The 19,768-nt window shown below is 41.1% G+C and carries 21 protein-coding genes and 2 pseudogenes; 17 read left to right on the forward strand and 6 right to left on the reverse strand.

Going from position 1 to position 19,768, the window contains the following annotated elements; translation table 11 throughout:
- The first annotated feature begins 407 nt into the window (after positions 1-407).
- From AC1DWN_RS12820 to AC1DWN_RS12900, 17 genes and pseudogenes are all read left to right on the forward strand, one after another.
- Positions 408-1,109 (forward strand): N-acetylmannosamine-6-phosphate 2-epimerase, encoded by a 702-nt coding sequence (locus AC1DWN_RS12820; protein ID WP_477559288.1) that lies wholly within the window; start codon positions 408-410, stop codon positions 1,107-1,109.
- An 18-nt stretch (positions 1,110-1,127) separates the two neighbouring features.
- A complete protein-coding gene (locus AC1DWN_RS12825) occupies positions 1,128-1,997 on the forward strand; it encodes a MurR/RpiR family transcriptional regulator (protein WP_477559289.1) in 870 nt (289 codons plus the stop codon).
- 35 nt (positions 1,998-2,032) lie between these two features.
- Positions 2,033-3,217 carry a prenyltransferase/squalene oxidase repeat-containing protein gene (locus AC1DWN_RS12830; protein ID WP_477559290.1) on the forward strand — a complete coding sequence of 395 codons (1,185 nt, stop codon included), beginning with the start codon at positions 2,033-2,035 and terminating at the stop codon, positions 3,215-3,217.
- Between the two features lie 49 nt (positions 3,218-3,266).
- A complete protein-coding gene (locus AC1DWN_RS12835) occupies positions 3,267-4,589 on the forward strand; it encodes an ABC transporter substrate-binding protein (RefSeq protein WP_477559291.1) in 1,323 nt (440 codons plus the stop codon).
- A 43-nt stretch (positions 4,590-4,632) separates the two neighbouring features.
- Positions 4,633-5,571, forward strand: coding sequence for a carbohydrate ABC transporter permease (locus AC1DWN_RS12840; protein ID WP_477559292.1), 939 nt, complete (start codon positions 4,633-4,635; stop codon positions 5,569-5,571).
- Between the two features lie 3 nt (positions 5,572-5,574).
- Positions 5,575-6,405, forward strand: coding sequence for a carbohydrate ABC transporter permease (locus AC1DWN_RS12845; protein ID WP_477559293.1), 831 nt, complete (start codon positions 5,575-5,577; stop codon positions 6,403-6,405).
- 21 nt (positions 6,406-6,426) lie between these two features.
- Positions 6,427-7,326 carry an ROK family protein gene (locus AC1DWN_RS12850; RefSeq protein ID WP_477559294.1) on the forward strand — a complete coding sequence of 300 codons (900 nt, stop codon included), beginning with the start codon at positions 6,427-6,429 and terminating at the stop codon, positions 7,324-7,326.
- A gap of 27 nt (positions 7,327-7,353) precedes the next feature.
- Entirely contained in the window at positions 7,354-7,824 is a 471-nt protein-coding gene (locus AC1DWN_RS12855) for an MgtC/SapB family protein (protein ID WP_477559295.1), read from the forward strand.
- Positions 7,825-7,828: 4 nt separating this feature from the next.
- Positions 7,829-8,641 carry an MBL fold metallo-hydrolase gene (locus AC1DWN_RS12860; RefSeq protein ID WP_477559296.1) on the forward strand — a complete coding sequence of 271 codons (813 nt, stop codon included), beginning with the start codon at positions 7,829-7,831 and terminating at the stop codon, positions 8,639-8,641.
- Between the two features lie 20 nt (positions 8,642-8,661).
- On the forward strand, positions 8,662-9,489 hold the full coding sequence (locus AC1DWN_RS12865; RefSeq protein WP_477559297.1) for a hypothetical protein: 828 nt from the start codon (positions 8,662-8,664) through the stop codon (positions 9,487-9,489).
- Positions 9,490-9,637: 148 nt separating this feature from the next.
- A pseudogene (locus AC1DWN_RS12870) lies at positions 9,638-9,943 on the forward strand (SIS domain-containing protein); the annotation flags it as partial.
- A gap of 177 nt (positions 9,944-10,120) precedes the next feature.
- The gene (locus AC1DWN_RS12875; RefSeq protein WP_477559298.1) at positions 10,121-10,273 is read left to right on the forward strand and encodes a hypothetical protein; all 153 of its coding nucleotides are present in this window, start codon (positions 10,121-10,123) and stop codon (positions 10,271-10,273) included.
- On the forward strand, positions 10,273-10,428 hold the full coding sequence (locus tag AC1DWN_RS12880) for a lecithin retinol acyltransferase family protein (RefSeq protein ID WP_477559299.1): 156 nt from the start codon (positions 10,273-10,275) through the stop codon (positions 10,426-10,428). Before AC1DWN_RS12875 ends, AC1DWN_RS12880 begins: the two co-directional genes overlap by 1 nt.
- An 18-nt stretch (positions 10,429-10,446) precedes the next feature.
- Positions 10,447-10,503: pseudogene (locus tag AC1DWN_RS12885) on the forward strand (S-layer homology domain-containing protein); the annotation flags it as partial.
- A gap of 12 nt (positions 10,504-10,515) precedes the next feature.
- A complete protein-coding gene (locus AC1DWN_RS12890) occupies positions 10,516-10,923 on the forward strand; it encodes an S-layer homology domain-containing protein (RefSeq protein ID WP_477559307.1) in 408 nt (135 codons plus the stop codon).
- A 692-nt stretch (positions 10,924-11,615) separates the two neighbouring features.
- The gene (locus AC1DWN_RS12895) at positions 11,616-13,598 is read left to right on the forward strand and encodes a hypothetical protein (protein WP_477559300.1); all 1,983 of its coding nucleotides are present in this window, start codon (positions 11,616-11,618) and stop codon (positions 13,596-13,598) included.
- 451 nt (positions 13,599-14,049) lie between these two features.
- Positions 14,050-14,280 (forward strand): transposase, encoded by a 231-nt coding sequence (locus AC1DWN_RS12900; RefSeq protein ID WP_477559301.1) that lies wholly within the window; start codon positions 14,050-14,052, stop codon positions 14,278-14,280.
- Here AC1DWN_RS12900 and AC1DWN_RS12905 read toward each other — a convergent pair.
- From AC1DWN_RS12905 to AC1DWN_RS12930, 6 genes are all read right to left on the reverse strand, one after another.
- A complete protein-coding gene (locus AC1DWN_RS12905) occupies positions 14,264-15,154 on the reverse strand; it encodes a glycosyltransferase family 2 protein (protein ID WP_477559302.1) in 891 nt (296 codons plus the stop codon). The two genes, AC1DWN_RS12900 and AC1DWN_RS12905, sit on opposite strands and share 17 nt — an antisense overlap.
- Positions 15,151-15,939 (reverse strand): glycosyltransferase family 8 protein, encoded by a 789-nt coding sequence (locus tag AC1DWN_RS12910; RefSeq protein ID WP_477559308.1) that lies wholly within the window; start codon positions 15,937-15,939, stop codon positions 15,151-15,153. Before AC1DWN_RS12910 ends, AC1DWN_RS12905 begins: the two co-directional genes overlap by 4 nt.
- Positions 15,940-16,012: 73 nt before the next feature.
- Positions 16,013-16,717, reverse strand: a complete 705-nt coding sequence (locus AC1DWN_RS12915; protein WP_477559303.1) for a glycosyltransferase — start codon at positions 16,715-16,717, stop codon at positions 16,013-16,015.
- 81 nt (positions 16,718-16,798) lie between these two features.
- Complete coding sequence (locus AC1DWN_RS12920) at positions 16,799-17,677, reverse strand: glycosyltransferase family 2 protein (protein WP_477559304.1); 879 nt, start codon at positions 17,675-17,677, stop codon at positions 16,799-16,801.
- Positions 17,678-17,899: 222 nt separating this feature from the next.
- Positions 17,900-18,634: a glycosyltransferase family 2 protein gene (locus tag AC1DWN_RS12925; protein WP_477559305.1), complete on the reverse strand. Its 735-nt coding sequence runs from the start codon at positions 18,632-18,634 to the stop codon at positions 17,900-17,902.
- Between the two features lie 17 nt (positions 18,635-18,651).
- Positions 18,652-19,768: glycosyltransferase family 2 protein (locus AC1DWN_RS12930; RefSeq protein ID WP_477559306.1), on the reverse strand; the 1,117-nt coding region annotated here is incomplete at its 5' end.

The raw sequence follows: 19,768 nt of genomic DNA on the forward strand, positions 1-19,768 counted from the left end.
CAGAAGAATACGCGCCAGAAGAATACGCGCAAAATCCGTTCGAAATCAACAGTTAGCTTCGTTTACAGAGTAGCATAGTTCAGTTCACATGAACATTTTTTTAAGTGGATATTCCATCCGCTTTGTTTGCTGTTCGTTTTTTTCTTTGCTTGCAACAAAAAACAAACGGCACAGGGATTTTCCCATGCCGTTTTGTATTCCATTTTTATCCCCGGTCTTGTCTTTGAGCTTAACTTAATGACATTGCCCTAATAGGGTGTCTTTTTGTATATAGCTGCTAGTCGTAGGTTAAATAAAAGAATATTCCTTTTTATTAATTTAAAATAAAAAAAATTTCTTTATTTTGTTGGCTGTGTTATTGTATGATTACAGAAATAATGTGCCCTGATTGGAGAGGTGAGTGAATTATGAATGACATCATTCAAAGTTTAAAAAACGGCTGCATTGTTTCCTGCCAGGCCCTTGAGAACGAGCCTTTGTTCGGTGCCAATTATATGGCTACAATGGCCAGAGCTGCCGAAGAAGGCGGAGCGGTTGCCATACGTACCAATTCACCGATAGATATTGCCGCTATTAAGATGACAGTATCACTTCCACTAATCGGTTTATACAAGGTGCAATATCCGAATTCAGATGTCTATATTACCCCTACAATGAAAGAAGTTTCCGCAATCGTAGAGGCAGGAGCTGAGATGGTTGCTATTGATGCGACAGGGCGACCCAGGCCGGATGGAAGGTCTTTAGCGGAGTTGATCGCCGATATTCGGATAAGCTTTCCGCACATCCTGATAGTAGCTGACGTCTCTATATATGAAGAAGGGGTAAGGGCCATCCAACTAGATGCTGACATCATTTCTACGACGATGTCAGGTTACACACCCTATAGCCCTCAGCAATCCACACCGGATTTTGAACTGGTAGAGCGTTTGTCCAGATTGAACAGTAAGCCTGTGTTAGCGGAAGGAAGAATATGGACGATAGAGGATTGTATCAGATGCTTCCGCGCAGGCGCATTCGGAACGGTTATTGGAACGGCGATTACCCGACCTCAGGAGATTGCGAAACGGTTTGTAGCGGCAGTGCGCCATGAAACCTTGGAAAATATTTGATGACTAAGGGGATAAGATATGAAGAAAAGTGAAGTGAGATCGAATGCTTCTAATACCTTACTTACTATATCTAGCATCTACTCATCTATGACCAAGGCTGAGAAGAAAGTTGCGGATGCAGTGCTGGAGGATTCAGAATCAGCCGTGCATTATTCCATTACGGAGTTGTCTGAGAAGGCAGGAGTCGGCGAGACATCGGTCATGCGTTTCTGCAGAAAACTTGGCTTCAGCGGGTATCATGAATTCAAATTGTCCATAGCTCTCACGGTGTTTAATGCTCCTAGAAGTGTCGTGGGAGAGTTCGAAGAAAGCGATGATACGCAATCCATTATTAATAAAATTACGGCTTATAACTCACAAGTTATTACGAATACTAAGGAATTGATTCATGCCGAGGCTCTGCAAACTGCCGCGAATATTTTACTCTCAGGGAAGAAGATTCACTTCTACGGTGTCGGTTCCTCTGGTATTACGGCGATGGATGCTTATTACCGGTTTATGAGAATTGGTCTGTCAGTTAATGCGCAATGGGATGCTCATATTATTGCCATGTCCGCTGCTTTATTAGGAAAAGATGATGTCGTGTTCGGCATCTCGACCTCGGGGAGCACAAGAGATTTAGTTGATCCGATCAAAAATGCGAAGCGCAATGGAGCAACAGTTATCTGCTTAACAAGTAATGCCAAATCACCCATTACCAAATATTCAGATTCCATTTTGTTGGTGCCATCCAAAGAATCACCTTTACAAGGGGGCGCACTCTCCACCAAAATTGCTCAAATTCACGCGCTTGATATTTTATCGAATATTGTTATTTCCCAATCGAAAGAAAGCACGGCCGAATCAATTAAAAAAACGGCAAATGCGGTGGCAGACAAGCTGTATTGACAAATACACTAAGAATTTAATGGAGGTTCTGCAGGATGAAGGAAGCATACATAAGAAGCATGGATAGTTGCTTAGGATGGATCGAGAAGCAGATGCTGACTTTTGACGAGGGTTATCATGGTATGTATGAACGAATTAGAATCGATGAACATACTAAAGTCAACTGGGTAAGACCGGATTGCAACACAGAAATGCTGAGAGTGCTTACCCTGTATGAGAAGTTGACTGGTTCGGGAGCACATTCGCAATTGGCTGGTAAGATCAAGGAATGGATACTTCGTGTACAAGACAATGATCCGTTATCTCCGTGGGAAGGAACCTTCCCTTTCTATCTGAACGATGGCCATATCCGAACAGGCCCTGATAAGGGCGGTAAGGTTTATCAGAATGACAATGGGAGAATCATGATTGGCTTACTGCACACTTACGCAATAAGCAAAGATGAACGGTTGTTGGAAAGTGCCAAGCGACTTGCGGATTACTGGATCGGAATACAAAGACCAGAGGGATATTTCGCTAGTAATGATAGTAAGACATGGGCTTTAGTAAAGGGACCCGATTTTGTACTCTGGCTTGCAGCAGGCTTTCTTCTCTTATATCAAGCAGTAGGTGGAGAGAAGTATAAGGCGGCTGCGATTAAAGCATATGACTATCTGCTAAGCATCCAAATGGATAACGGAAGAATGAAAACTTCTTATGAGTTGGATTTGACTGAGGATTGGAGACCGTTATCGTCAGAAACAGTGAAATCACTTTACAGCTTTAGTGTAGCTTTTCAGGTTTTACCGGATCCTCGCTATGCAGCGGCTATAGAAAAGCTCGGAGAGTATACGCTTTCTCTGCAGCATACTGATGGCGGTATTCTGAACAATGATGTGGACACTAAAGATGCTTCCTTGCAAAATAATGAGCAGCTTTGTGATTTAGTCTATACACAAGGGTATGCCTTAATGGCGCTGATTGAAGCAGGGAAGGCTACCCAGAATTCAAAATATGAGCAAGCTGCACGTAATCTTGCGGACTTTCTAGTGAGTATTCAATGCCACGGTGAATCTCCATTATGGGATGGAGCGTGGCGTGGTTCATACAATGCCTACACTCGTCAATGGGACGGCACAGCCAATCAGAATAATCTGATAGATGAGGGCGGCATGTTCTCCGTCTACACAGGCTGGAGCGCGACTAATATTATGTACGGCTTGGTTCAGCTATGCGAGTAATCGTAAGATTTCTTTGTAAAAGAACAAAAAAAAGGGATTGGTGATTATTATGAGAAAGAAGTCATTGGTTATCATGCTAGCAATTATCATCGCATCTGTTTCATTGCTCGCTGGTTGTGGAAGTAATAATTCGAAAGGCACCGATATCAAAGAGTCAGCAACACCATCGGGCTCAGTAAGCACAGGTGAGAAGTCTAAAGTGTCCGTTTGGTATTTATGGGGAGGTAGAGAAGGGGCAGCCATCGAAGAGGTTATAAGCAGATTCAACAGCAGTCAAGATAAATATATCGTTGAAGGCTTATCGGTACCGGATGAACAGAAGATCAAGGTCGCGATCTCTAGCGGCAATGGACCCGATCTGACGGATTCATTCTCACGTAATGTCTCGGCGTATGCAGAGAGCGGTATTTCGACTCCCTTAGATGACCTGATTGCGAGAGATAAATATGACATGTCTGACTTCGTGCCAGCAGCATTAGGAACCGTTACGTATAAGGGTAAGGTTCACGCATTACCTTTAAACGTTACGAATGATGCCCTATATTACAACAAAAAATTGCTAGCTGAAGCAGGGTATACAGAGCCTCCAAAAACAAGTAAAGAGTTATTGGAGATGTCCATTAAGATGACTAAGCTCAACGATAATGGTTCAATTAAAGTGCTGGGCTTTCCGATGTATCCGGTTGTTCCTTACCGCCATCTCACTTACGCATTTGGGGGTACGCATCTGACGGAAGACGGCAAGGAGCCGCTGTTTGAAAGCAAAGCATCAATAGAAGCGCTCAATGTGATCTATGCATATACGGAGAAGTTTGGCGAGAAGAATGTTAAAGAAATTCAAGCCTCAGGCAAGTGGCTTGATCCAACAGATCCGTTCTTAAGAGGAGAGCAAGCCTTCCGGATCGAAAGCTCACCGCTAACGGCATTTATCGAGAGCAATAATCTGGATATTGATTACGGTGTTGCGCCGCTTCCTTATCTTGAAGGTCAACCGGAAACTGCAGGTAGTGTTGAAATCAAAAGCTCAACCTTCTACATTACGAAGACAGCGAAAAATGTCGACGGCGCTTGGGAATTCATGAAATATATGTACTCGGCTCCGGAGTTGGCTAAAGTGATGGCGACGATGAGTAATATTCCTGCCAAAATGTCGGCATGGAAAGATCCATTATTCGCGGATAAAGTAAATGAGAAGAAATTTATGGAGTACTCGCAGAATCAGAATGCAAAGACGTTGCCTAATATCCCGCAATTGGACGAGATTCTCAATAAAATTATTAAAGAAGAAGTAGAGGCGCTTGCTAATCTAAAATCAAAGCCAGATGAAGCTGCTAAGAAAATGCAAGACAGAACAATAAGTGCCTTAAAGTAATACAAAGTTGACGTGATCCCTACCCTTAGGGTGGGGATCACGTTTGCTGATTATAGGTGGGAAGGCAGATGATAATATGCAAACAAAAGCCAATTTAACTGGACTCCTATTTTCATTACCGTTTCTATTTGGGTTTCTCTTTTTCACGTTATATCCGATTACTGCTTCGTTAGTATACAGCTTTAATGATTTTAATCTCTTTAAGCCGATGACCTATGTTGGATTGGATAATTACAAATGGATGCTTACTGAAAAATATGTCGGAATCAGCATTATAAACACCTTCTATATGGTAATATTCGCCACGGTGGTGAGTCTGTTTTTTGGTCTGCTCACGGCGCAGCTTCTTAATATGAAAGTAAAAGGGCAGGCAATCTTTCGAACCTTCTTCTATATACCATCCATTGTTCCGGTTATAGCTACCTCATTGGTTTGGATGTGGGTATTAAATCCGAGAAGCGGCTTAGTTAATTCTTTCCTTGGCTTATTCGGTGTTAATGGACCCAACTGGTTACTTGATGCAACCTGGACAAAGCCTTCCTTATTATTAATGGCGGCTTGGGGCTGCGGCAATGTCATGATCATCTTCTTATCATCCTTGCAAGGAGTATCGCGAAGTCTATACGAGGCTGCAGAGATTGATGGAGCAGGACCGATTAGAAAATACTTAAATGTTACATTGCCTAGTATCTCGCCTATTATCTTGTTCCAATTAATTATGGCGATTATTGTTTATTTCCAATACTTCGATCAGGCGTTTATGCTTGCATCGCTCTCGGCAACCGGAGCATGGGATCAATCTATGTCAGGTCCGGAAAATTCATTATTATTTTTCGCTATTCTTTTGTATCGAGAAGCATTTATGGAATTCAGTATGGGTCATGCCAGTGCCATGGCGTGGGTGCTCTTTATTGTCACGGCGTTGGTAACGGTTCTGGTATTCAAAACTTCGAAAAAATGGGTGACTTATGGGGGGGAATAAGCGATGAAAACACAAAAAAGTCATATCGTTCCCTATATTTTTCTCTTTGGGTTAAGTGTGGTTTTCCTCATGCCAATCTATTGGATGCTTGCCACTTCTCTAAAGACGCAAAGTGATTTATTCGCCTATCCGCCCGTTTTTTTTCCGCGAGTACTCGAATGGTCTAATTATTTGAAAGTATTCGACACGATAAACTTCTTTCAATTAACAGGTAACTCCCTGTTCATATCTGTTGCGGTCGTTGTGGGTACTTTGATCTCAGCGCCGCTCACTGCGTATGCGTGCTCACACATACAATGGAGGGGCAGAAATATTTTGTTCATTATCGTCATGGCAACCTTGCTACTCCCTTATCAGGTGACGATGCTTCCAATCTATATTGTTTGGAACAAGCTGGGTATGATTGGGACTTACGTGCCGCTCATCTTGCCAGCATTTTTAAGCGTTGGGGTGGGCTACTATATCTTTTTGTTCAGACAATTTTTCTTAAGCCTTCCGAACGCGCTTGTGCAGGCTGCGAGAATCGATGGCGCTTCAGAGATACGAATCTATTTTCAAATTATTCTTCCACTATGTAGGCCTGTACTAGCAACAGTCGGGGTGCTAGTGTTCTTGCAAACCTGGTCTGACTTCCTAGGTCCCTTACTTTACTTGAACAATGTAGAGAAATATACGATTTCACTAGGGTTGTATTCGTTTATGCAATCCAACTACGTAGAATGGGAGAAGCTCATGGCGGCTTCGGCTATGTTTACGATCCCCATTGTGGTTTTATTCTTTGTAGCCCAGAAACAATTTATTGAGGGTATTTCACTAACAGGGATTAAAGGGTAATCGTTTGGGAGGGCATACAAATTGGACGTTATAGGCATGGATGTCGGCGGTACGAAGATTAAGGCGGGTGTCTTCAGCTCTCAGGGGGAAATCAAGCTGCTGATGGAAGAAGATACTCCCATTCAGCAGGGAAGAGAAGGTATTCTAGCTTGTATGATAAAGATTACACAGCTACTGCAGGATACTTATCCGGAGCCTCTAAAGGCACTTGGAATTGGGACGGCAGGCCGAGTCGACAGAGCTAGCGGTACGGTCGTATATGCGACTAATAATTTGCCAGGATGGATGGGTACACAGCTGAAATCGAGAATGGAGGCCCAATTCCCATTTCCGGTGTTTGTAGACAATGATGTAAACACTGCGGCTCTGGGGGAAGGTTGGCTCGGCGCAGGAAGAGGCAAGAAGCATTATATGTTAGTGACCTTAGGTACGGGGATCGGCGGAGCGCTCGTACATGAAGATCACCTTATTACTGGATCGCAAGGCGGTGTAGGTGAAGTAGGCCACATGATTCTATATCCTAATGGGATCACGTGTAATTGCGGACAAGCTGGTTGCTTGGAGCAATATATATCGGGTACGGCCTTGGGAAAATTAGCGCAAAGAGTAGACGAGTCCTGGGACAGCCGTGAATTAATGGTGCGGTTTGAGCAACAGGAGCCACGAGCTACAGAAACGATTATGAATTTTATTGACAATCTGTTAGTGGGTCTTATTTCTATGCAAAATGTGTTTGATCCGGAATTGATTATACTGGGAGGCGGTGTAATGGATACACATAAGCTATGGTGGGGACTACTGAATGCCCGTATCCAAACGCACACTCCTCGGCATCTATCCATTGCTCCTGCATTATTAGGCAATCAAGCGGGAATGTTTGGTGCGGCTCGATATGCTTTAGACAATATCCGGACCTCTTAACTTAAGGAAGGAGATTAGAACCATTTAATGTTTGACTACTGGTTTGAAATATATATTGTTAGCCATTCTGAAATGTATATAAGAATTAAAATTAGCGCTATTCTCGGTTTTCTAATTGGCTGGGATCGAGAATCCAAGAGAAAACCGGCTGGGTTAAAAACCTATATGTATGTTTGCGTTGCTAGCACACTCATTACTTTGATTTCAATATACAGTGTCGAGGAATTCAGTGGCCTCAATAATCGAACGATGATGAATCCGATGCGCTTAACCGCTCAAATTGTAGCTGGACTTGGTTTCTTAGGAGCAGGTGTCATTCTTAAGGACGGCTTGCAAGTCAAAGGCTTAACATCGGCCGCCATGATTTTGTTTGTTGGGGGAGTGGGTATTGGGATCGGAGCAGGCTTCTATGCAATCGTTATATTTACTGTGATCGTATCTATGCTCATGGCAAGAGTCGGAAATGTCCTTGAAAGAGCAAAATATAAGGGAGGCTAATACAATGAAAATTCATTTTCTTGGTACCGCAGCAGCAGAAGGTTGGCCAGGCTTGTTCTGTCGTTGTGAGATTTGTAAGAAAGCAAAGCAGCTTGGAGGAAAAAATATCAGGACCCGGAGCTCGGCTATTATCGATGATACGATCAAGGTCGATTTCCCTCCGGATACTTATTATCACATGTTGAGGGATGATATCGATATGGCAGCGATCGAGCACTTATTCGTCACGCATTCACACTGGGATCACTTGCAGCATACGGATCTGGAGAAACGCATTCACGGCTGTGCACACGGAATTGATCATCCTTTGCATATTTATGGTCACGATCTTATCCTGAAGAGCTGCCGGGAAGTACTTGATCCTAGAAGTGACCGGTTTGCGCTGCATCTTGTTCAGCCTTATCGAACAGTGCAGGTAAACGCTACGACAAGCGTTACCCCGTTGCTGGCTGATCACGACAAGATGGAAACTTGTCTCTTGTACTTTATAGAGAAAGATGGAAAGGCTTTGCTGTACGGAAATGACACGGGATGGTTCCCCGATGAGACATGGGAGTGGCTGAAGAAGAAGACATTTGATGCGGCCATCCTTGATTGTACGAAAGGTCCTTTGCCCGGCCGAGATAATCATCTGAACATCGAAGCCGTGCTCGAGATCAATGACATATTCCGTACCAAACGGATGCTGCGGGATAATGGGAAAATCATTGTGACCCATTTCTCTCATAATTGCGGTTTGCTCCATGAGGATCTGGAAGAAGTATTTACGCCACATAATATATTGGTAGCATACGATAGCATGATTCTTCATGTTTAATACAGAAGGAGGCTGTTTGATTGCGTATTATTGAAGCCAATATAAAATCGAAAACAGGGGATCCCGCAACCWGTGAAGACCGTTATTGTTTGACAGAGCATTATGCTTGTGTTATTGATGGGGCTACGGATGTGTCGGGGAAGAGATATCATTCTCAAACTTCAGGACAGGTGATCTCCACAGCATTAGAAGAAGGCATCCGTTCTCTTCCCCCAGCGGCTGAAATTGATCAGATTATGGATATTCTCAACAAACATTTGATTCAAACGTACCGTGATCTTGATATGTACAATGCCATAATGGAGAACCCATTCTCGCTTCCTTCGGCTTCAATGGTACTATATAGTCATCTTAATCATAAAATCTGGATGATTGGGGATTGTCAGTGCATGATCGATGGCAAGCTGTATGCTAATGAGAAGATTGTGGATTCTATTACCGCGAATGCCAGATCGATGCTATTAGAATCAGAGTTGATGAAAGGAAAAACCATAGAGGAGCTTCTTAAGCGGGATACAGCTTCGGAAATGATTCGTCCATTACTCCAGGCACAATATGACATGCAAAACGCCAAGAAGCACACGCAATACGGATATATCGCAATGACAGGATTTGATTTCGACCGGAATCAAATTAAGATGATTGATGTACATACAGAGGCCAGAATTCTCATCTTGGCTTCTGACGGTTATCCGCTGTTAAAGCCGACTTTAACGGAATCAGAAGCTGAACTACAGCACATTTTAGACATTGATCCTCTTTGTTTTCGGATATACAAACTAGCAAAAGGGTTACAATCAGGTAACCATTCATTCGATGACAGAACCTATGTGAAGATTGAACTCTGACCCGAGAAAGGTCAATCGCACTATCCGTAGAAAAAAGGGCCAATCTATGTGAAAGCTCCGAGCTTCCGCGCAGATTGGCCCTTTTTAATAGGATAACATTGCTAGTTGATAAGCTTCACATCATTGACATAGACAGTAGACTGGGCGCGACCAGATACTGAAGTCCAAGAAGATTTTTGTAGCTGGTGCAGGCAGATCCGGATTGATGGCGAAAACCTTTGCCGTGCGCTTGATGCAGTTGGGCCTCACTGCTTATGTAGTAGGTGAAACCGTTACCCCTAATATGGACAAGCATGACATGATTATCATCGGGTCTGGTTCAGGAGAGACAGGCAGGTTGATTTCGATCGCAGAGAAAGCCAAGAAACTGGGTGCAGTCCTCGCCATTACTACGATTGTATCTGAATCGACAATCGGAACATTGGCTGATATCACGGTGAAATTGCCTGGCTCATCGCAGCCCGATACTTGGATTGCAAACCCTCCTTAACTCCACTTACTAAAGATTGTGTTTCTTCTGTTCCCAATCAAAGACTGACTTCAGTAGGCTTAGCATCATCATCAGATCATTCGATGGATGCTGAGCGTCATCTTTTCCAGTGCTTTCGACTTCAAAATGGAAGAAGCAACGGTGTTTACAAAAAAAGAAATTGAAGAGACAAGCTTTGATGATTTCTTGGATGGTACTCTTCAGTTTTATAAACTTGATTTTGAAGAAAATGAATTTTTTCCGGTTAAATCAACAAATATGATCAAACCAGGAATGCTAATTGCTCCATTTTAATGAATAGGCTTATAGAGCATAGAGAGCGTAAAGAAGAGTATAATCTATTTTTCAATAGCTGTGAACATTTCGTAATGTGGTTCAAGACTGGTAAAAAGGAATGTAACCAAGGAGTCTTTAAGTATTTCCCAAAAAGGCCATTTCAAAGTATGTAATTATCTTTAGCCAAGCAGCTCATTAGCGGCTATCCCGATCATACCTTCAGACCGGACAATGCAATAACCCGGGCCGAATTTATCGTGATGCTGATCCACGTACTCATGCCTGATAGTAAGGGAAGCAGCATACCTTTATCGTTTATAGACCGGGCAAAAATCGGCGCGTGGGCAGAACAAGAAATAGCCCAAGCGGTAGCATTGGGTCTAATGGCGGGATATGAGGACGGCAGCTTCCGGCCAGATGCGTATATCACACGCACGGAGATCGCCTCAACGATTGCGAAGGCGCTGAGCCTGAGTTTGAACGTGAATGGCGAAGCGGGATTTGCTGAAGGATTTGCAGATGAAAAGGAAATTCCAGTGTGGGCTAGAGATGCTGTTGAAACACTTCGCAAGCAGGGGATTATCAGCGGACGTGAAGGCAACCGTTTTGAACCTCATGCCCAACGCAACAAGAGCGGAATCCGTGGCCTTGCCGCTGCGAGTGCTTAAAACGATGAAGTAGTTTCTAAAGAGTAATTTCCTAGAGTGTAAATTCTTAGACTGAAAAAAGAACCAAATGAAAAAAAGCCTAGGCAACCGATGATGCTCGGTTCTCCATCCTGATGTATGAGGTTTTCTCAGGGTATCTTTATTACGTACTTATAGCCATTGCGGTCTCTTGGATATTATATGCAAGAAAAAGATTCGGATGGGCTTATCTGCTCAATGCTATTCCGATTACTTTGGCCATCGCTTCATTCGGTCTGATGCTAATTTAATTTCATAACGAAATCTTACTTGAACGTCTTGTATTAATTCGGAATTGGATACTCCCTCGCCTCTAACCTGTAACTCCAAAACCGTATGAGGTTACCGCATTGACCTTAAACTAGGGTACCCTTGGCTATAGGGTGCCCTTCAAATTTCGCTGTTAGAATGATACGGTGAACCTTACCACAAATAGAACGAAATTTTTGGTGTTATTTGGTTGTTTATCGAGTTCATTTCTTTTAAGATAGAGGTTTATCTATACTTATTGATAAACATAAAAGGAGTGAAGAAATGTTAAAAGTAGATGGGGTAGAACTAAGTGCATTTCTTGCGCAGAAAACGAGTCATTCTGTTCAATTGTAAAATCAAGGTTCATTTTTTATTAGATTAAATCACAAATAACATCATGAGAGAACGTCTAGGAGGAAGTTATGAATTGGAAAAAACTTTTGGCGATGGTTAGTTGTTTTATAATAGTATGGTCTTTTTTAACGGCGAGTCCTGAAGCGGATGCAGCATCCGCTCAAAAAAGCATGGACTCTATTGTGCTGAAGGAGTCCCCTTACTCTCTAGGTGAAGGATGGACTGTCGACTCTTCTTATAACTCAAACCCACCATACTCTTTAGTGAAAGGAAATAAGGAATATGTCGCCGTTGGACCCTACGGAACCGTGATGAAGTCAACAGACGGACGGAATTGGAAGGCGCTATCGAAGTTTGGAAACTATCAGCTCACAACCATCGCTTGGAATGGAACCAAATATCTTATGTTTGGCGCCAACGCAGAATCTGCAAGACAAGCGAATGTTATGTCTTCAGAAGCTTTTGTTTCCACCGATGCTCTTAAGTGGAAGAAAATAAAATTTAAACCGGGCGAAGCGATTCATGATCTCGTTTGGAGTGGAAATAAATTTGTAGCAGTAGGACGGGAGAATGTGTTTACTTCCAGCGACGGGGAAAATTGGACTAAAACCCACAAGTTTGGGGTTACTTATGGCTCGCATTCCATTCGATATATTCACGATACATACTTTATTTACAGTGATGTTGAACAGAAGGTTTACACCTCAAAAGACGGAGTGAAATGGACAAGTAAACCTCTTGACACAAAAGCCGATATTAACGAGATGATCTGGGTCAAGGATCATTACTTAGGGGTAGGCAAGGGGATATATACTTCGAAAGATGGTCTAACTTGGAGTAAACAAAATAAATCGCCAAATAAAGTTATCTTGCAATCACTTGTTACGGACGGGAAAACCTACATTGCTGTTGGGTCTAATCAGCAAAATGGTTCAAGCCAGCAAGTCTCTTATACGTCTAACGATGGGGTGAATTGGAAGCAGCATAATCTCTCTAATTTTCATACTGCGATTTATACGATGTATCCAGTTAATGGCGGATTTTCCGGAATTGGTTCCAATAGTGGGGAAATGGATCCAGACGGCACTTACTCGATCTATACGAGTGACGGAGTACAATGGAGTTTCGGATTAGTCGGCACAAATACAAGCGGAGGCGGAGAGTTCGGTGGAATAGCCACCAATGGGAAAAGGACAGTTGCGGTAGGGCTTTATGGGAGTATTATTTACACTGACAATGGAACGAAGTGGAAGAGCTCTAATCCTTTTTCGTATGGGAAAAGCTCAGTAAGACCATTTTTGTTTGATGTTGCATGGGGTGCAAACAAGTTTGTTGCAGTCGGCCATAACGGAGCTTATGTATCTTCCGATGGAGCCAGTTGGAAGAAAGCAAGCATGCCTTCCAACGAACGATATACGGATCTGAGCAATATATTGTGGACAGGCAAATTTTTCGTCGCCTCCGATCAAGTCTCTGGCGTTTTCACTTCAAAGGACGGGGTTTCATGGAAAAAAGTGAAAAGCGTCAGTGACGATTGGCTCATGTCGATGATTTGGGATGGAAAAAGAGTACTGGCTACATTCCAAGTTTATAATGGCGGTAAACAATATACAAAAATTATGCAAACAACGGATGGGACAAATTGGGTGCAATTGGCGAAACTAGATGCAATTGTAGCGGATGTGGCTTGGAATGGGAAAAGCTACGTTGCTGTCTATCCGTATGATGCGACAAAAATGTGGGTGTCAACAGATGGTAAGAAGTGGACGAAAGCCACAGTGAATTTAGATCAAAACGATGCGTTTCAATTTATTACATCGTTTGACGGGTATTTCTTCGCCTTTAATGAATCTATCACAGATATAAACGGGGAATATTATTATACGTATTATGTTTCAAAGGATGGCTTGAAGTGGAGAGAGGTGCCTATCCCGAAGAAGTACTCAGACTTTGGTTATAGTACGATGCGAGACGGCGTTAAAGCATACGGAAAGTATATATTTGTAGGGGCTTATGGTCAGATTATGTATACAAGTAAATTACAATTATAGATCGAATAACGATTGGGAGTTGTTGTCATTGGATTGAACAAGAACTTTGTGACTCAAGGTTATGGCGGACACGCTGCAACAAGCGATACTGGCTACGTATCAGCAAATTAAACAGTTTACGATTAAATTATATCTTATATGCAGGAAAGGGCATCCCAATGGATGCCCTTTTCAAATTCGCTGTTAGAGTGATAAGGTGAACCTTATCATAAATAAGAGTGATATTTTTTCGTATTTAACTGCATACAGGGCAAGGGAAGAAGCTGCTATGGGCATGGTAGAGGTAGGGGCAGGTCACCTGATGGCAGGATTGTTACTCAGGTGATTCCGTATGGACGGTTGGTGTTTATGACCAGTAGTAATCGGTATTGATTTGGATCGGCTACACTAAATTAGACAGAAAAAATAAGGGCTAGTAGAATAGRGATATGAAAGAAGGAGCCAGTCTACTATGCCAAAACAAAGACGTACGTTTACTGCAGAGTTTAAGCAGCAAATGGTTCAGCTATATACAAATGGGAAAACACGAGCAAGCATCGTTCGGGAATATGAATTGAGCACAACTGCTTTAGATCGTTGGATTTTGCAAAGTCAGAACTCAGGTTATTTCATAGAAAAAGCCAATCGCACAGTCGAAGAGAATGAACTCATTGCTGCCCGGAGGGTCACTTCGTTGAGGTGAATAAATCTTTAATTTTGCCTAGGCGTAAAGCTTCCTGGTAGTAGATGTTTCTTGCAATGGTATCTTGATGCTCTTTAGCGAACGCCATAAATTGAGTTGCATATTCTCGTTTAAATTTTAGAAACACTAAAATGTTTTTGGCTACAGCAAAAACTAACTCCTCTTGGTATCGTGGATGTGGATTTGCTTGCGTGAGCAATCTCTCCCATGCACGCATAACCCCTAATGTTTTGATATCGTTACTATTAGTGATTGAACCAGAACGCTTCATATAGTAATAAAGAGGTACTTCTACGTAAGCAGGAGAACTTGCTTTAGTCAACAATAAAGGAATGGTGGCAAGGTCCTCATACCAACCGCCTGTATAGGGGAAATTTTTAAATAAACTTTTTTTGATTAGCTTATTGCAGGAAAACGCAGTATCCGTTGAATATATAACCGCTTGGCGGTGATCGAAAGAAGAAATACCTGTAAAGCCCTTAAATACACACCTACTTCCATCCTTCTGAACTCTAACGTAGTCGCAAATGATAAAATCATGTCCTTTATCAGCCGTTTTATATAATTTTTTAAACATCTCCGGATCTGCCCAATCATCGGAATCTACAAAACCCAAATAATCCCCTCTTGCTATTTTTATTCCGTAATTACGTGCAATACCTGGCCCTTCATTACCCTTAGTTAGTGTAGTGATTTTACCCGGATGTTTCTTAAGATACTTATTGATTACCTTCTGGGAGTCATCAGGAGATCCATCATTTACTACTATGATTTCTATATCCTTTAATGATTGCATTAACAGTGAGTCTAAACACTTACTTAAATATTTCTTTGTATTGTAGACGGGGACAATGATGGAAACTTTGGGTTTCATAGCTCTTCACTCGCGTTCCACATGGAGGATTTCAAATATTTGAAGTACTCCTCTTTATAGCGAATAGTGGAGTTCCATGGTTTTTTCCGACCAGAAAAATGAATAATCGCTGGTTGTACAAGGGGCAAAGCAGCCCAATGAAAAGTTGTATAATTCCACTTGTAGTCAAGACGAAGCCACTCTTTATGAAGAACAGCATTCAACGCATCCTGATCCATATATTTTAGTTTGGGATGGGCCTGTAAGTAGTTCGCAATACGTTTTGAGGTCTTAGTTTTTCTCCATTTCTTTATATTCAATAACATAACCCCTGCATTGAAATAAGGAGAGTCTTTAGGCAAACCAAGCTCTTTTTTTAATCTTTCTTTATTGTGTGAATAAAAGAGGCAGGACTCGTCGACCGCGGCTAGAACATGCTTTTTGATATTAGTGTTCCACAACTCGGAGATGTCCTCTTTAACAATGAGATCACAGTCAAGGAACAAAACTTTTTTAATACTTTTATCCAGTAATTTAGAGAGTCCGACTCTAAAATAAGTTTCTTTAGTGATGTAGCCAATCGTTGAATTCGTTGGGAGTGTCCTGAATATTTCCTTATTTGGTGTAAGAAATGTGATTTTTTTCATGAACCTACCTACTACCTTGTTAAGCTTACTTTTATTGGTTGCCGATATATCCCCATCAATAACAAAAATTTTAATGAGGTCTCTATTTTTTGTATTCACTAGCAGGGAGGTTAACATGACTCCTAAGTGTTTAGCATATTGATCGTTAGTCGCAGTCACAATAATCAATAAGTTCTCCCCCTTTTTTAATTAGCATATTTTATTGTTACGTCCTCTCATTCGAGAATTGACACTATTTCTCTCCATTATGAACATACTCTTTGGTTATCATCTTATGGTAATCATCTGTATGACAAATAATTTTGAACCATTTTAAAAACTCTTCTTCACTTATAGCCCATGTATGTTTCTCAGAGCTTCTTCTAATATAGGCAAAATTGTATTTACTCGTTGAATAGATTTTATAACCTTTTTGAAAGCACTTTAGCTGGAATAGTCGGTCACCACCACCCGTAATATCAGGCCACTGAACTTTCTTAAATACACTCTTTTTTACCGCTAAGGTTGGATCAGCTACCAAATTTACAAATTTATTTTCATGTACGCCACCATCTCGGATAACAAGTGACTTATATTTGTCGATATAAGCGTAAAATTTCGATTTTCCTACTAAATGAGCTTTCGTTTTTTTAAATGCTTTCCTAATTTCGGATAAGTAGTAGGGTGCATAATAATCATCATCATCAAATTTGGCTATATAATCATACTTGGCTTTTGTAATAGCAAAATTATAGCATTTGCCTACACTTATACGTGGTAATTGATATATAGATACTTTGGAATATTTTTTCGCTTCTTGTTTCCAGTAATTTAGATCCATGTCATCTCGGTTTAAGATAATAATTAATTCCTTCTTTTTATAAATCTGTCGTCCATAATTATTAATAATATTGTTTATATTTTCAGGTCTGTTTGTGCAAGTAATTACTGAAATCATTACATTACCACCTCCATAATAGGAGTATCTTCACTATTTTGACTCCATATAAGATATGTTCGTATTCTGGTTTGGACTAGGTTACCTTTTTTTATTCCCACGTTCTTTCTCGTTTTTTTTCTTGTTTCCCCTAAGCAGATAAGGATTTACAAGACTCTTGCCATTCTTGTTAATGAGCTCCTTCACATTTATCCAACCATATGATTCTTTAAATACCGGCTTATACTCATCTCCCCATTGTTGTAGCAGCTTGTAGACCATATATTTTCTTACATCAGCGAATTTTTTTAGGTTTTCCTCACTGGTAATGTTGTTTCTGTGTCTTCTTGCATGATAGAGGTTCTTGTCTATCCAGTGGAAATTACTTATTCCAATCAGCTTAAGAAGTAGACAACGATCTTCTCCAAATCGCGCTTGATGCGGCACATCCAATGGCACTCCGCCTACTTTTCGAACAGTTTCTGTGCGAAAAAAACGCGGACATGGCATATAAGGATAAAACATAAAATCGTATTTGTCGGTAAAGGATCTAAACTTCTTAACCTCGATTTGAATCAAATTTTCTCCGGTATCTTCCCAAACCACCATATTTCCATAGATTAACGATGTGGATTTTGGCTGTTTACGCATTTCACTGACCAAAATATCCAGTGCCTTCGAATCTAACCAATCATCTGAATCCAGAACAATAAAATAAGGGCTATCTATGGAGGAAAGCGCTATGTTTAAAGCATGACCGACCCCCTGGTTCTTAGACAAATACTTATAGTTGATGCGGGGATCCGTCAAATAAGGCGAGATTATTTCAGCCGTATTATCAGTAGAAGCATCATCTACGATGATCAATTTCCAATTCTTATATGATTGCATTAACACACTGTTGATAGCATGGGCAATATAAGCTTCCCTATTGTATACTGGAATAACAACTGTTACTAATGGCGCTATTAAACCATCCATGGCAACCACCTTTCTGAGCATACCATATTATATTATGGAGGTAGACATATGGTATGTACGTATGTCCGGTTCATTGAGAGGTAGTATTTACATGGGGATTTTAATAAATTTTCAGCATTAACCGCTTGCTGGGTGTGGAAGCTGCCCCAAGGTGCTGAGTGGGGGCGGGGCAGCCTGTGGGGAATTGCTCTAGGTGACCTCCTACGAGCGGATTTGGCTTGTCTACCCATACTTATTAGCCTTTACGATCGTTTTGTAATTTTCTGTTATACATAAAATCTCCGATTCTTCTAGTAATTTATTATTATTTATGTTCCAGGTGTGGTGACTTTCATCCCTCCGAAGACATACATAATCCCTTTCATCCGTAACATATATTGAAATATTCTTTTGTAGGCATCTTCTTAGAAATTGGGTATCCTCGCCGCGATTTACCTGTGGAAAATTGATTTCACTAAATACTTCCTTTTTAATCATCAGTGTAGCTCCCTTCATTTTCACAGCTTTATCAATGAATATATTTTTTTCCATATTAGGAAGATGTAGGGCGATATATTTATTTTTTTCAAAATACATGTATACAGTTCTTTTGCACACCACATCAGCGTACATCTTCTTCATCATTTTTAATTGGTGAGAAAGATACCGGGATGAATAGTAATCATCATCATCAAACTTTGAGATAATATCATATTTGCAATATTCAACTCCGATGTTCAGGCATTCTCCTAAGGACGTTTTTTCCGGAAGTTGATAGATGGATATATCTTTAGAGGGCTTTGCCCTTCTTTTCCATATGTCTATATCAATGTTATCCTTGTTCAAAATAATAATCAGTTCTTTTTTTTTATATTTTTGACCCTCATAATTTTGAAACACTTTCTCCATAAAATCGTTCCTCATCGTACAGCATATGACTGAGATCATGATCTGCCTCCTTCTGTCCACATCCTGCATGTTCAGACTCTATCTTTTCACTCGATTTTTATTCTTTCTAGCGACGGATTGGCAATTTGATTCAAAATGTTTATTCGTTTGGTGATAAATGGGATGAAATTATCGGTGTACCCAGCTAGATCACAGTTTGACATGTAATTGCTTGTGCTCTTTTTTTGGGTATGCGTTTCCGTATCTTTTCTTCTTACGCAAACATAATGATCTTTAGAGACTGAGTACATCTTAAAGCCTTCTTTCCTGCAAGCATACAACCAATGGGAATCACTTCCAGCTATTCGGTCTTCAGGAAATTTCACTTTTAGCCAAACGGACTTATTAAATAGTAGCGTTCCTCCCTTGACCCTCTTTGGAGACATATTTTCCCGACCGGCACGATACACCATGAGCGCTTTCGTCTCTTCAAAATAAATATATGAACTAGTTTTGCCAATGATAGGCGCCTTTCCATCCATCAGTGCATAAACCGACTCTTTTAAGTAGTGGGACGCATAATAATCATCATCATCAAATTTGGCGATGATATTGCCTTTTGCCCTAGCAATGGCCCAATTTAAACATTTCCCCAACGTATATTTCTCTGGAAGTTCATATACCCTTACGTTCTGAAATTGCTTTGCTTTTTCTCTCCATTCCAAAAGATCCATCTCATCTTTGTTTAAAATAACAATCATCTCTTTATTATTCCATTCCTGCTGTTCGTAGTTTGAAAAAACATTGTCCATGTAAGCAGGTCTCATGGTACATGCGATGATCGAAACCATTGGTTTCAATTCCTTTCCGGATGTAATCGCCTTCTGCTCGTTCCATAACGAATTTGGAATGATTTTATATTCATTTTTTTTAATAATTTTGTCGTATAGTTTTAGAAAGTGGTCGGTCATTATTCTGTCGGAAAAATGTTTCTTTACGTAGCTTCGGCATTTTTTAGCGGATGGAAAGCCTGTTCGGTTCAACACTTTTGCAGCCATATCCTCCGTATTATCGCATAGCAATTTAGGCAATCCCTTCAACACTTCCTGCACACCGCCTTTCCTGAAACCGAGTACCGGTGTTCCGCAGGCCAGTGCTTCGATGAGAACGAGACCGAACGGTTCATTCCAAGTGGAAGGAAAAAGCACGCAACTTGCCTTGGAC

The organism is Paenibacillus sp. P4_A7 (assembly GCF_056402455.1).